This is a genomic window from Pseudobacillus wudalianchiensis, assembly GCF_001685015.1.
GTDB lineage: Bacteria > Bacillota > Bacilli > Bacillales > Domibacillaceae > Pseudobacillus > Pseudobacillus wudalianchiensis.
In genome coordinates, this window is the sequence record NZ_MAYT01000001.1 from 632,412 (window position 1) to 645,831 (window position 13,420).

The 13,420-nt window shown below is 41.3% G+C and carries 15 protein-coding genes; 10 read left to right on the top strand and 5 right to left on the bottom strand.

The window, feature by feature from the left end; translation table 11 throughout:
* Positions 1 to 128: 128 nt before the first annotated feature.
* Entirely contained in the window at positions 129 to 1,817 is a 1,689-nt protein-coding gene (locus tag A8F95_RS03245) for a methyl-accepting chemotaxis protein (protein WP_065409198.1), read from the top strand.
* A 69-nt stretch (positions 1,818 to 1,886) separates the two neighbouring features.
* Here A8F95_RS03245 and A8F95_RS03250 read toward each other — a convergent pair whose 3' ends face one another.
* Complete coding sequence (locus A8F95_RS03250) at positions 1,887 to 2,135, bottom strand: ferredoxin (protein WP_049662954.1); 249 nt, start codon at positions 2,133 to 2,135, stop codon at positions 1,887 to 1,889.
* 218 nt (positions 2,136 to 2,353) lie between these two features.
* Here A8F95_RS03250 and A8F95_RS03255 point away from each other — a divergent pair, with 218 nt between their 5' ends.
* The 5 genes from A8F95_RS03255 (at position 2,354) to A8F95_RS03275 (ending at position 7,723) form a co-directional block, all read left to right on the top strand.
* Positions 2,354 to 3,400: a YpbB family protein gene (locus tag A8F95_RS03255; RefSeq protein ID WP_065409199.1), complete on the top strand. Its 1,047-nt coding sequence runs from the start codon at positions 2,354 to 2,356 to the stop codon at positions 3,398 to 3,400.
* Positions 3,401 to 3,406: 6 nt separating this feature from the next.
* Positions 3,407 to 4,864, top strand: a complete 1,458-nt coding sequence (locus A8F95_RS03260; protein ID WP_065409200.1) for a RecQ family ATP-dependent DNA helicase — start codon at positions 3,407 to 3,409, stop codon at positions 4,862 to 4,864.
* Between the two features lie 13 nt (positions 4,865 to 4,877).
* Positions 4,878 to 5,468: a CPBP family intramembrane glutamic endopeptidase gene (locus A8F95_RS03265; RefSeq protein WP_065409201.1), complete on the top strand. Its 591-nt coding sequence runs from the start codon at positions 4,878 to 4,880 to the stop codon at positions 5,466 to 5,468.
* A gap of 14 nt (positions 5,469 to 5,482) precedes the next feature.
* Complete coding sequence (locus tag A8F95_RS03270; RefSeq protein WP_065409202.1) at positions 5,483 to 6,208, top strand: LysM peptidoglycan-binding domain-containing protein; 726 nt, start codon at positions 5,483 to 5,485, stop codon at positions 6,206 to 6,208.
* A 135-nt stretch (positions 6,209 to 6,343) separates the two neighbouring features.
* Positions 6,344 to 7,723 (top strand): amino acid permease, encoded by a 1,380-nt coding sequence (locus A8F95_RS03275; protein WP_065409203.1) that lies wholly within the window; start codon positions 6,344 to 6,346, stop codon positions 7,721 to 7,723.
* Between the two features lie 22 nt (positions 7,724 to 7,745).
* On the opposite strand, the gene A8F95_RS03280 is transcribed toward A8F95_RS03275, so the two are convergent.
* Genes A8F95_RS03280 through A8F95_RS03290 form a run of 3 tightly spaced genes read right to left on the bottom strand, consistent with a single transcriptional unit; the run spans position 7,746 to position 8,834 of the window.
* On the bottom strand, positions 7,746 to 8,315 hold the full coding sequence (locus tag A8F95_RS03280; protein ID WP_049662941.1) for a manganese catalase family protein: 570 nt from the start codon (positions 8,313 to 8,315) through the stop codon (positions 7,746 to 7,748).
* A gap of 28 nt (positions 8,316 to 8,343) precedes the next feature.
* Entirely contained in the window at positions 8,344 to 8,604 is a 261-nt protein-coding gene (locus A8F95_RS03285; protein WP_065409204.1) for a spore coat protein CotJB, read from the bottom strand.
* The gene (locus A8F95_RS03290; protein WP_065409205.1) at positions 8,601 to 8,834 is read right to left on the bottom strand and encodes a spore coat associated protein CotJA; all 234 of its coding nucleotides are present in this window, start codon (positions 8,832 to 8,834) and stop codon (positions 8,601 to 8,603) included. Before A8F95_RS03290 ends, A8F95_RS03285 begins: the two co-directional genes overlap by 4 nt.
* A 132-nt stretch (positions 8,835 to 8,966) precedes the next feature.
* On the opposite strand from A8F95_RS03290, the gene A8F95_RS03295 reads away from it, so the two are divergent.
* From A8F95_RS03295 to A8F95_RS03305, 3 genes are all read left to right on the top strand, one after another.
* The gene (locus A8F95_RS03295) at positions 8,967 to 9,734 is read left to right on the top strand and encodes a metallophosphoesterase (protein WP_077247184.1); all 768 of its coding nucleotides are present in this window, start codon (positions 8,967 to 8,969) and stop codon (positions 9,732 to 9,734) included.
* Positions 9,735 to 9,831: 97 nt separating this feature from the next.
* Positions 9,832 to 10,413, top strand: a complete 582-nt coding sequence (locus A8F95_RS03300) for an adaptor protein MecA (RefSeq protein ID WP_065409207.1) — start codon at positions 9,832 to 9,834, stop codon at positions 10,411 to 10,413.
* Between the two features lie 97 nt (positions 10,414 to 10,510).
* Positions 10,511 to 11,500, top strand: coding sequence for a YpdA family putative bacillithiol disulfide reductase (locus tag A8F95_RS03305; protein WP_065409208.1), 990 nt, complete (start codon positions 10,511 to 10,513; stop codon positions 11,498 to 11,500).
* A gap of 76 nt (positions 11,501 to 11,576) precedes the next feature.
* On the opposite strand, the gene A8F95_RS03310 is transcribed toward A8F95_RS03305, so the two are convergent.
* Positions 11,577 to 12,551, bottom strand: coding sequence for an asparaginase (locus tag A8F95_RS03310; protein ID WP_176713623.1), 975 nt, complete (start codon positions 12,549 to 12,551; stop codon positions 11,577 to 11,579).
* Positions 12,552 to 12,650: 99 nt separating this feature from the next.
* On the opposite strand from A8F95_RS03310, the gene prsW reads away from it, so the two are divergent.
* Entirely contained in the window at positions 12,651 to 13,334 is a 684-nt protein-coding gene (gene prsW / locus A8F95_RS03315) for a glutamic-type intramembrane protease PrsW (protein ID WP_065409210.1), read from the top strand.
* The last annotated feature ends 86 nt before the right edge of the window (positions 13,335 to 13,420 follow it).

The following is a 13,420-nucleotide window of genomic DNA, read 5'->3' on the forward strand; positions in this document are numbered from 1 at the left end:
GAGCTTCTTTTTTATCTATCTTTTTTACTGATACATAGTTCAAAAGAACTTGAATGTTGCATGGCGAATAGTATAATTGTTCGTGGAAGGCATTATAAAATGTTAAAGAGATGATAGGAGGGATGAAAGTGGGCTTTTCGGTAGCAAAAAAATTGTATACAGGTTTTATTGCTGTGTTATTGATCTTAATGGCAGTGGGAGTAATCGGCTATTTGGCAGCTATGAAGCTTAATAACGAGTATGCTTTCTTGCTCGATGACCGTGTGAAGAAAGTAGAAATGATTAATGAACTTATTAGTATCGAAAAAGATATATCGATCAACTCGCTCACTTATTTTGCTTTTTCGGAACAACGAAATTTAGAGGAGATCAAGAAAAAGCAAAAAGAATTTGCCGACATACATAATGAACTTAGCCAAATAATTAAACAGCCCAACAACAGGAGAATATTGAGTGAATTGGAAGAAGCGGGCAGCCGGTATAGCGACCTTGTTTTTAAGGTTTTTGACAGCCAGGAGAAGGGGCTGCAAGCTCAGACAGCTGAATATGCAGATGAGGCTAACAAGGCAGAAGAGGTGTTTAAGAACAAAGCATTAGAGTTAAAAGAAGTACAGGTATCCTTGATGAATGAAACGAGGACTGATTTAAACGGTTTTGTTCGTGCCATGAAGATATTTCTCATTATTATGGTGGTCGCAGGTGTCGCTTTAGGAGGAGTCATTGCTTATCTAATCGGAAAGTCCATTACAGTTCCTGTCAAGAAAATGACAATAGCTCTCAATGAAGTGGCCGCTGGTAATTTACAAATAGAAAAAGTGAGAATAAGAAATAAAGATGAAATCGGGGAAATGGGTGCAGCCTTTAACGAAATGACTGAGGATTTGCGGACTATTCTTAGCCAGGTGAATCAGTCTGCCCTTCAATTGTCCGCCCAGTCTCAGGAGTTGTCAGCCAGCACTGAGCAAAGCACGGCCTCTTCACAAATGGTAGCAGGGGCAGCAGAAGAAAATATGAGGGGAAGCAGTGAACAGCTGGAGCTTGTCGGTAAAGTGGTCGTTTCCATGGAGGAAATGACAGAGGGAATTAAGCAAATTGCCAAAAATAATGAGGAGATGCTTTATTCCGCAGAGGCGGTAGAAGCCCTTATTTCAGAGGGAGAAAAAGCTACAGAAAATGTATCTAGCCAAATTGAAGACATTCACTCTTCTATGCAGGAAACAGAAGAATACATGAGTATTTTAGAAAAGCATGCAACGGAGATTCAAAGGGTCACCGGCTTGATTACGGTCATTTCTGAACAGACAAATTTGTTAGCTTTAAATGCTGCTATTGAAGCAGCACGAGCAGGAGAAAATGGCAAAGGATTTGCTGTGGTAGCGGAAGAAGTACGAAAGCTTGCGGAACAATCCAAAACTTCTGCTGCCGATATTGAAGAAATGGTAAAAGAAATTCAGAAGGACACGAATTTAGCTGCTAGTTCGATCGGAACAGCAAGCCACAAGATCGAAGAGGGATTATCTGCTTCGGAAACATCACGTAACGTATTTAAGAAGATAACAGATTCCGTTAAAGAGGTAGGAGACAAAGTGGAGACCGTGGCTGCTGCTGTGGAAGAGCTGGAAGCGATGACGGGATCTATTGCTGAAAATGCTAATCAAGTAAGACAAATAGCTGAAAAGACAGCTGCCACAGCGCACGATTCAAGCGCAGCAACGGAGGAACAATTAGCGGCTATTGAACAGATAACCGCAAGCACTCAAGCTTTAGCGACAATGGCGGTGGAGCTGCAATCTGAAGCAAGTAAGTTCAGAGTGTAAAGACAAATTTCTATACAATGAGCAAAAACCCGGTAAGGCTTGTTCGCCTTACCGGGTTCTCATTTCCTATTATTCGTGCTTTAAAGGATCGCCTTCAAATGGCTCATCCGCCACTTTAATAGAATCAGTTGGGCAGCCTTCAAATGCGTCCTGCATGTCTTCTTCTAATACTTCTGGTACTGGCGTATTTCCTTCGTTATCATCTAAAATTACGAATGCAAGGCCTTCATCATCGTAATCGTAGATATCAGGCGCAGCTGCACCGCAAGCACCGCAGGCAATGCATGTATCCTGATCAACAATTGTATACTTTGGCATTTCAAAACCTCCTAAAATCTATCCAAGCTATGTGGCATTTGTATATCCACGCTCGTTTGAAAACTTCTTCCCTCATTGTATATCCGATTAGTTTTCTTTTCAATCATAATTTCTTAATAAAAAAATGATAAGGCTTTCATTAGTAATTCCTCCACATACGAGGAATTTTGACAAAATTCATGGTAAAATAGATGAAAGTATGAAAAGGGAGGAAAGGTATGCCTTTTCTACAGGTACTTTTATTGATGATGATTGATCAAATAAATGGACAAAGAACTTCTTCAGCTGTTTTTCATTTGTTAAAGGGAAAAAAGTCCTCCCAAACGATACAGGATGCCAAGCTATATCACTTAGACAAATGGTTTCAAACGGCACCCTTTCTTGAAAGGGAGGCGTTTGAGCGTTTCATTCATAATCTGGCTGATCATAGGCTTATTGAATTTGATCCTTTAAACCATGTTAATATTACGGTTTTGGGAAAAGAAAAGTTGAAGGCTCTCTCTGCAGCATTGCCATCACTGACGTCCTTAAATGGCTGGAAATTGCAGGATTGCGCAACCCTTTTTTGGAAAAGGCTCTCTTTAGCTGTTCAGGTGGCTTCTCACTTGCTTTACCGGGATCGTACTTATTTTCCAGTCTCTCGAGATGAACAAACTCAAAGGTGGCTAAAGTCATTTTTGGCAGCCAGGCAGTCGTCTAGAGAAGAGTTAGCGGCACATCTTTATGAAGAACTGCTAATGCTTCTGAAAGACCAACAAGCTGATGATCCGCTTATTCTCGTTCTCCGGCTTTCAGGTAAAAAGCGGACCGGTAAAACAACAGCCCAAGCAGGAGAACTGCTTAATATAGAAAGCACTGAATATTGGTATCGCTTTTTAAATTTATTGCATTTTGCAATCCAGCATATTATTCAGCATGCCGCACATTTTCCACTATTATTCGCCATGATACAAGATATCTATGAACCAGTTGTGTTAACACAATCGACAAGAAAAACAGTCGATATGTTACAAAGCGGCTTCACGATTGAAGACATCATTGCGAAGCGGCGCTTAAAGCGGAGCACAGTCGAGGATCATATCGTAGAGCTGGCATTTCATTATCCGGATTTCTCCATCCGGCCTTTTGTCAGTGAAGCGATGGAGGAAGAAGTGCTTAACATAGCGGCAGTGCTTTCTAATAAACGAATAAAGCCGATTAAAGAGAAGCTGCCGGACGTCTCCTATTTTCAGATTAGACTCGTGCTTGCGAAATATAGCAAATAAAGGAAGATGACCATGGATCAAGTTTTATTCAAACGGTTTGGCTACTCTGCTTTTAGAACCGGCCAAAGAGAAACGATTCAATCCTTGCTTTCAGGCCGACATACTTTGGCTATGCTTCCGACAGGGACTGGGAAATCTCTATGTTACCAACTGCCAGCCTATTTATTGCCAGGAAGTGTTCTTATCGTTTCGCCGCTGTTGTCATTAATGCAAGATCAGGTCGAACAATTGAAAATGCGCGGAGAAAAACAAGTAGCCGCTTTGAATTCATTTTTGACTTTTGAAGAAAAGCAACAGGTTATTAGAAGGCTGGCGAATTATCGTTTTATCTTTTTGTCGCCTGAAATGCTAATGAACAAACAGGTTATTCAAGCATTGAGCAGGGTACAGCTTTCTCTGTTTGTTGTGGATGAAGCACACTGTATTTCCCAATGGGGACATGACTTCCGCCCTGATTATCGTCTTTTAGGCGAGGTGAGGGAAAAGCTGGGGAATCCTTTAACACTTGCTTTAACAGCAACTGCTACAGCTGAAGTAAGAAAGGATATTATCCGGTATTTGAAGGTAGATCATATGGAGGAATGGATTTTTTCAGTTGATCGGCCAAATATCGGGATAGCCGTCGAGCATCTTTCATCGCAAAATGAGAAGCAGGCTCGGCTTTTACACTTGGTTAGCCAGCTTCAAAAACCGGGAATTGTGTATTTTTCAAGCAAACGGGCAACAGAGGAAGGTGCCGATTGGCTGCGGCAGCGTGGCATTGGAAAATCAGCGTTTTATCATGGCGGAATGGAGCAGGAAGATAGGATTTTAATTCAGCAGCAATTTTTGCGTGGTGAATTAGACGTGATCTGTGCTACTAGTGCTTTTGGAATGGGGGTTAATAAGGACAACATTCGGTTTGTCATCCATTATCATCTTCCTGCTCAGCTTGAATCTTATTTACAAGAGATCGGCAGAGCAGGCAGGGATGGAGGAGAAGCGCTTTCTGTTCTGCTGTATGTGCCGGGTGATGAAGAGCTTCACTCGATTATAGCTGAAGGGGAGTTTCCTTCAGATAGCCAAATTATTGGCTATTTGTCGTCTAGCGATCAGGCTGAGGAGGCGAAGGCAGCTGCCTTGGAGCTGACTGATATACAATACCGGTTTCTTCGCCATTATGCTCAAGAAGCTCTGCAAAAAGAAAAAGGAAATCCAGCTGAATATGTGATCAGCAAGCGGCAAAAGCGATTAGCACAGAAAGAAGAAAAACGGTTGACGATGCTGCGGTGGGTATGGATAAAGCAATGCCGGCGAAAAGAAATCCTCCGCTACTTTGAAGAAAAATTAGAAAATCGACCAGCTGATTGCTGCGACATATGCGGCTTAAACTGGGAAAAATATAATAAGCAATTTGATCAAGAGGAGAATGAGGCACTAAATTGGAAAGCTATACTAAGTTCTTTGCTGCAAATTGAGAGGTGATGAGGATAGGAATATGAAAAGAAATAAACAAGCGGAGCTTATCCGGGAAATGACTGATAAAGAAGTGCTCAATGCCCTTTATTTAACACAGTTTCTTTTGCTGTCACTTTCCCTCATTATCGGAATTTTTATATTTAAAGATGCAGCAGACTTTTATCGCCTGTTCCAATGGTCCTTTGCTGACATAGTCGTGCTAGGCGGAGGAGCAGGACTTTTAGTAGTTATTATGGATGTATATATGATGCACAAGCTGCCCGAAAAGTATTACGATGATGGCGGGATTAATGAGAGGCTGTTTGGCGGCCGCTCAACTGCCGGAATTTTTTGGATTGCTTGTATTGTGGCAGTTGCTGAAGAAATTTTCTTTAGAGGAATGATTCAGACCATCTTCGGATTTGTTCCGGCAAGTATTCTTTTTGCTATTATTCATGTGAGATATTTATCGCAATGGTATTTAACGGTAAATGTAATTCTTTTAAGCTTTGGGATCGGATGGTTATTTGAATGGACAGGCAATCTGGCAGTGGTCATCGTTATGCATTTTACTATTGATTTCCTACTTGGTCTTGCCATTCGCCGTAAACAAAATAAGAAGAACCAGTAAAGAAGGGATGAATTATGACGAAAGACCCTTACCGTGAATTAGCGAAAAAAACTCGTGTAGAAATTCAAAGAGTGAAGCGTGAACAGGAAGAACAACCTGATCAGGCAGCATCCTCAAGAATGGAAAGAAAAGAAGAGAAAAAACAAAAGAAGTATCCATTATTAAAAGTGCTGCTCATCTTTTTTATTGCTTTGCCTTTTATCACATTATTCTGGTACACGCATGAGAAGGACCGAGGCCTCTCCTCAACAACTGTAGTGACAGAAAGCTCTGGTTCCTCAACACCAGTATATGCAGTACCAGAGGACGAGGAGGAGCAAGATGAATCAGAGGTCGAAGAAAATAGTGAGCAAATAGAAGAAAAAACGGCGGAACCGGCCCAAGAAACAATAGCCTCAGCAGTTGAGGTGCCAGTTGAAAAGACGAGTGAGCAGCCTAAAGAACAAGAAAGGCCAAAGGCGAAACCAATACAGGAAGAACCAAAAGCAGTGCAGGAAGAACCGAAAAAAGAAACTCAGCCAGTGAAACAAACGGAAACAAAAAAAGAAGAAGTACCAAAGAAGGAAGAAGAGCCGGCTGGAAAAGTTATTTATCATACCGTGAAGCCTCAGGAAACAGTTTTTCGAATTTCAATGATGTATTACAAATCGCAGGCAGGTATCGAAAAAATCAGACAGGCTAATCATTTAAATGGCAATGAAATTCGAGTAGGTCAAGTATTAAAAATCCCTCTGCCTTAAAATCAGGTAGAGGGATTTTTGGATTATTCATGGAATTTAGAAAAATGAAAAAAAGGAAGAATATTGTCGAAATGTGATATACTAGGCTCCTGTAACCGCTTTATTTTAAAATTGACAGAGGGGAAAGGTGGATTTATGGGGGATCAAAAACTTAAAAGGGGTTTAGAAGAGAGGCATATTACGTTAATGTCACTCGGTGCTTGTATTGGGGTAGGTTTATTTTTAGGATCCGCTACGACAATAAAAATGGCGGGACCAGCGATTTTATTAGCTTATATTGTAGCTGGCGCTGTAATGTTTGTTATTATGAGGTCCCTTGGAGAAATGGCCATTGAAAATCCAGTTGCGGGCTCTTTTAGCCGTTATGCACAGGATCATTTAGGGCCCATTTACGGTTACATTACTGGTTGGAACTATTGGTTTTTGTGGATTGTTACTTGTATGGCGGAGATTACAGCGGTAGGGGTATACATGCATTTATGGTATCCAAGTGTCCCTAACTGGATTTGGGCGCTTGCTGCATTAGTTATTATGGCTGCAGTGAACTTAATTACAGTGAAGGCTTATGGAGAATTTGAGTTTTGGTTTGCTTTAATTAAAATTGTCGCAATTATTTTAATGATTATCGTAGGGTTGGCCATCATTTTATTCGGAATTGGAAATGGCGGAGTAGCGACTGGTATTCATAATCTTTGGACACATGGCGGATTTGCTCCGAATGGCTTAAAGGGAATTTTAATGTCGATGACGATGGTGATGTTCGCTTATCTTGGAATTGAGATGCTCGGTGTAACAGCGGGAGAAGTGAAAAATCCAGAGAAAGCGATTTCACGTGCTGTCAATACAGTATTTTGGCGGATACTTGTTTTTTACGTTGGGGCACTATTCGTTATTATGTCGATCTACCCGTGGAATGAAATCGGCACAGCAGGAAGCCCATTCGTATTAACGTTTGAGAAAATCGGCATTCCGAGTGCTGCCGGAATTATCAACTTCGTTGTCTTAACAGCGGCTCTTTCTAGTTGTAACAGCGGGATTTTCAGTACAGGACGAATGTTATTTAACTTGGCCGATCAAGGTCAGGCATCGTCTTCTTTTAAAAGAATTAGTAGATCAGGCGTTCCTTCCCGGGCGATTCTTGCATCGGCAGGCGTTCTATTAATCGGTGTTGTGCTAAACTATTTCGTCCCGGAAAAAGTATTTGTGTGGGTAACGAGCATTTCTACATTTGGAGCGATTTGGACCTGGTCGATGATTTTACTTTCACAATTGAAGTTTAGAAAGAATCTGTCTGCTGAACAACAAAAAATATTAAAATTTGCTGCTCCATTTTGGCCGATAGGTTCCTATCTTTCTTTAGCATTTTTAGCGATGGTCATTGTGTTGATGGCTTTCTCGCCAGATACACGAATTGCTTTATATGTTGGTCCACTTTGGTTGTTATTCTTAGTGGGAATGTATTATGGAAAAGGGCTGCAGCAACAGGCTTCTAATTCAAAAAGCTCCGGAGTGTAAGACTCCGGAGCTTTTTAGCTGATTAAAAAACTTTTTTGCGGTCTCGTTCCTCTTTTAACATTTCAACAGCTTCACGGAAGCGTTGGGAATGAATGACTTCCCGTTCCCGTAAATAGCGGAGTCCATCATTAAGGTCAGGATCATCACTTAAATCAATGAGCCATTGGTAGGTCGCCCGTGCTTTTTCCTCTGCGGCAATATCCTCGTAAAGATCAGCAATCGGATCTCCTTTTGCCTGAATATAAGTGGCTGTCCATGGAACGCCAGCAGCATTATGGTAAAAAAGTGCCTTATCATGATCGGCGAAATGACCAGAGAGCCCGGCTGCTTTCATTTGATCAGGCGTGGCATCTTTCGTTAGTTTATACACCATTGTCGCGATCATTTCCAAGTGAGCGAACTCTTCTGTGCCGATGTCGGTTAATAAGCCAACGACCTTATCTGGAATAGTGTAGCGCTGATTTAAGTAGCGCAGAGCGGCAGCCAGCTCTCCATCTGCTCCACCGTATTGTTCGATTAAATATTTGGCAAGCGTCGGGTTGCATGTGCTTACTCGTACTGGATATTGTAATTTTTTTTCATATACCCACATAGTGATCTCCTTTCGGCTGACATCTTTGTTACACTTGCCAAGGCCATGGCGCTTCCTTGTAATCAAACGGACAACGGGCATAGCTATAGCCAAAGCTGGTGAGAGCACCGTACTTTCTTTCAAAATCTTTCTTTAAACTTTTGCTTAATTTTACATATTCATTGTATTGCTTCACTGCCTCAAGGTCGTTAGGATGTGTATGAAGGTAGAGCGCTAGTTCAACAATGACAAAATCAGCAGCTTGGATTTCTTCTAGCTCACTATAATAATCAGGAGGAAGCTGCTTCATTCTCTTTCCCCCTTTTTTATTTCCTTCATTGAATAATAAGGATCATAAAAACATTTCCATAGTGTCCCGGCCTTTAGTGCAGCAAGTGCTGGAAACTGCTCGAGACCTGGCGGTTGAAATCCGACGTATAGTTGGGGCGGGGTAGAATATCGCTTTACTCTTATGGGCGGACAGGGGTCCATTGGACTGATATACGGACGGTATGTTTTGTACCAGGTGTGTTTGTTCATTCCCTTCCTCCTTTTTTAGACTTCAATTTATATGTATGGGAAGAAAGGTGATATTATTTCTTTTTTTAGTCCAATCTGTTATTCTGATTATTATTTTGCTTTATTACTATTCAAGGAACGAAGGGAAAAATGATGTTTTATTTGGCTATAGCTTTTCTTTTTTTAGTTAGTTTAGTTGTTTTTATGTGGAGGGAAGCGCAGCGAAATGAAGTCCTCGCAGATGTGCTTACTTTTCCGCATTATCCATGGCAAAAGCCATTGACGATTTTTTTTATTTCGGATATTCACCGTCGGACTATTCATCCTTCTATTATTGAACAGGTGAAAGGAAGAACAGATATCGTTATAATCGGCGGTGACCTGGCGGAAAAGGGAGTACCGCTCGAAAGAATATCTCGTAATCTAGAAAGCCTAAAACAGGTGGCCCCTGTTTTTTTCGTATGGGGAAATAATGATTATGAAATTCCTTCAGCGGAACTTTCGAAATTATTTCAAGAGCAAGGCATCCATGTTTTGCGGAATGATTCTTTCTGTTTATCAGCTGACGTGACCGATGACAGCTCCGTATATTTAATAGGAGTAGACGATGTTAGCAAAGGCAATAGCTGCAAAACTTCAGCTTTTAAAGAAGTACGAAATGAGGCGTTTAAAATTTTAGTCAGCCATAATCCGATCTTTCGAAATAAACTAACAGCTGCCGATGATGTTTCGCTTTTTTTAAGCGGTCATACACATGGGGGACAAATCCGTTTCTTAGGGTTCGGCCCTTACAAAAAAGGCGGCTGGGAAAGACAGGGGGAAATGGAAGTTCTCGTTTCAAATGGATACGGCACGAGTGGTGTGCCGCTTCGCCTTGGCGCCAAAGCAGAAACGCATTTAATCACAATTAAGAAGGAATAAGCGGGCGCCTTTACTAAAATCAAATAACAAACTCACCATCTGCGTTTTGATTCATAGTATGTGGTAAAAGAGGTCCTTAAGCAGGGGGCAGCAAACTATGAGGATAGAACGTTTATCAGATAATAAGGTGATGCTTTCCATTACTTATGAAGAGTTAAGAAAAAAAGGTTGTTTGAAGAAGCATATTTTGGAGGATTCTTATATCTGGCATGAAATTTTTGATGAAATGTTAGATGTAATTGAAGAACAGCTGGATATTGACACGGAAGGAATGATTGCGATTGAAGTTCATTCCATGTCAGGTGATGAGCTTGTCCTAATCTTAACGATTGACCATTTCGATTTTTTGAACAAAGTAGAGGAGGTGCCGGCAGAGACTGAGGATCCATATGGTTGTGAATTAACGTTTAAATTCGCCGATATTGAAGATATTATTGGATTAGTCCACGATGAGAAAAAGATAAGAGATATACAAAGTTCCCTTTTCTATTTTAAAGATGCCTATTATCTTTGCTTTTCTTTCGACTTCGACAGCCAGTATGATGCACTGGAAGCCGCTTTGCTGGAGTACGGTTGGATGTCCAGTCTTTCGGAGGAGCTGCTGAAAGAGTATGCCATTCTTGTTATCCCGCTAGAGGCAACGCAGAAAGTCTATGAGTACTTTGTAAAGAAAGCATAATTCTCTTAAGGTCTATCCGTTGAAAGTCGGACGATTTTCTCCTATCATCAAAGTATAGTAGGAAATTTTGTTGTCCGGATAACGAGGAGTGGGAATTATGCGCAAGGAAGATTGTATTATTGTCGGCGGTGGACCATGCGGCTTAGCTGCTGCGATTGCTTTAAAGGAAATTGGTAAAGATCCGCTTATTATTGAAAAAGGCAACATCGTAAATTCTATTTACAAATACCCAACCCATCAGACATTTTTCAGCTCAAGTGAAAAACTGGCAATCGGCGATGTGCCATTTATTATTGAAGAGCGCAAGCCGAAGCGCAATCAGGCATTAACGTATTACCGGGAAGTTGTAAAAATGAAAAATCTTCGGATTCATCGTTTTGAAACCGTTGAGAGAGTAGAAAAAATGTCTGATGGGTTGTTTCGTATTGATACATCAGCTCAAACATATGAGGCGAAATACGTCATCATTGCAACAGGTTATTATGATCACCCGAACTATATGAATATTCCAGGGGAGGAACTTGATAAAGTATTACATTATTTTAAAGAAGCTCATCCTTATTTTGATACAGACGTTGCGGTGATCGGCGGCAAGAACTCAGCTGTTGATGCTGCTTTAGAGCTTCACAAGGCAGGGGCGCGAGTGACGGTGTTATATCGCGGCAGCGAGTACTCCAAAAGTATTAAGCCGTGGATTCTCCCTGAATTTGAAGGACTTGTCCGCAATGGGGAAATCAAAATGGAATTCGACGCGGAGGTTATGGAGATCACAAAAGACATGGTGATTTATCAGCAATATGGTGAAGAAAAGTGCTTGAAAAATGACTTTGTTTTTGCGATGACCGGGTATCACCCAGATCATCATTTCTTGAAAGAGATGGGTGTAGGCATTGATCAAGAAACAGGCCGCCCTATCTATAATGAAGAAACAAAAGAAACGAACGTAAAAGGAATTTTTATCGCTGGAGTCATCGCTGCCGGAAATAACGCTAACGAAATTTTTATTGAAAACGGTCGTTTTCATGGCGGTGAAATTGCCACCGCTATTGCAGAGAGAGAAGACATAAAGGATAAGCCAGAACAATAAGTGATGGTTCTTATGGAAGTCTAGCTTTGGAGGCTTAATGACTGTATGTAAAAAACGGGCAGCGTTTGCCCGTTTTTTATGATTCAAATAACGCTTCAAGATTTATGGAGGCTTGTTCAGACCCTAAAGCGATGAGCAGCTTTAAGCGTGCTTTTTGCCCATTTAATCCATTGGAGAAGATAACCCCCAGCTCTTTCAATTGTTTGCCGCCGCCTTCATATCCGTATATGTCTTGGACGATGCCGTTAAAGCATCGAGAGACGAGTACAACAGGGATTTTTTCATTGATCAGTTCTTTCACTGCTGAAACGGCGGCAGGAGGCAGGTTGCCTTGGCCAAGCGCTTCGATCACCACTCCGTCGTAATGGAGTTCTTTCAAAGCGGACAGCAAATAAGAGTCCATGCCGGCGTATGCTTTTATTAACGCTACTCGCTTATCGACTGCAGCGACAGGAATTTTCCGGCGAATGGCCGGCTCGTGATGAAAAAGAACCTTTCTTTTTGTAATAATCCCGATCGGCCCGTATTGAGGACTTTGGAAGGTTGAAATATTGCTGGTATGCGTCTTTGTGACGTTATCAGCTGAGTGAATCTCATCATTCAAAACGACCATCACCCCTTTGCCCTTAGCCTCGCTGCAGGCTGCTACACGGACAGATGAAATTAAATTATAAAGCCCGTCTGCTCCGATTTCATTGCTAGAGCGCATAGCACCTGTTACAACTACCGGAACATCCGTTGTCAGGGTTAAATCGAGAAAATAAGCGGTCTCTTCCAGCGTGTCTGTCCCATGCGTGATGACGACCCCATCAAATGGTTTTTTCTGAAGTGTCTGCTCAATTAAATTTTTAAGTTCAAGCATCTCTTTCGGAGTAATGTGTGGAGAAGGAAGATGAAATGGTTCGGCAGAAACAATTGTCGCCACCTCATCGAATAAATGGTCAAATGAAACGAGAGGATTTTTATCGGTTGGCTTCACTGCCCCTGATTGCTTGTCTTCCTGCATCGAAATAGTACCGCCTGTATGGATAACGAATATTCGTTTTTTCAACAAAAGAAAAACCTCCAATGTACAAATTTGGATTATCTATGTTCAATCCTTTTTAATAATGATACGATGAAGAAAACCGAAAGAAAAGAGGCTAAACGAATGCTGGCGGTTTTTTCGGCAGGTGTGGCTCCTGGACTGGCGCTTTTATGTTATTTTTATTTGCGTGATCAATATGAAACAGAACCGGTAGCAACGGTAGCGAAAGCGTTTATTTACGGGGTGCTGCTTACTTTTCCGGTCATGTTCATTCAGTATGTGATAGCAGAAGAGGGAATCGCTCTTTCTAATGCGGCTACTGCTTTTTTAACGAGCGGGCTGTTTGAAGAGTTCGTGAAATGGTTTATCTTATTTTATTTAATTTATCAGCATATGGACTTTGATGAGCCGTATGATGGCATTGTGTATGGGACGAGTGTGTCGCTTGGTTTTGCGACAGCGGAAAATATTCTCTACTTATTGGCTTACGGGGTAGAACATGCTTTTTTTCGGGCATTGCTTCCAGTTTCAAGCCATGCACTTTTTGGGGTGCTAATGGGATTTTATTTGGGAAAGGCTAAATTCAGCCAAGATGGGAAGAGAAACAAATGGTTATGGCTTTCTCTTCTCAGTCCATTTTTGCTGCATGGATTATACGATTATATTTTATTTATTGAATCGGTTTGGCTTTATTATATGATCCCTTTTATGTTATTTCTTTGGTGGTTAGCCTTGAAGAAGGTGAAGCAAGCCCATAGATTGACGGACCAACATCATCTTCGAATCGTTCGGGATAGAAGCTCTTAATTGAAAAGGGCTTCTTTTTTTGTATAAAAATATGCACCTTGCAAAAAATACCCGTACACATCATCGATGAGATGGAGGGCAAAAAA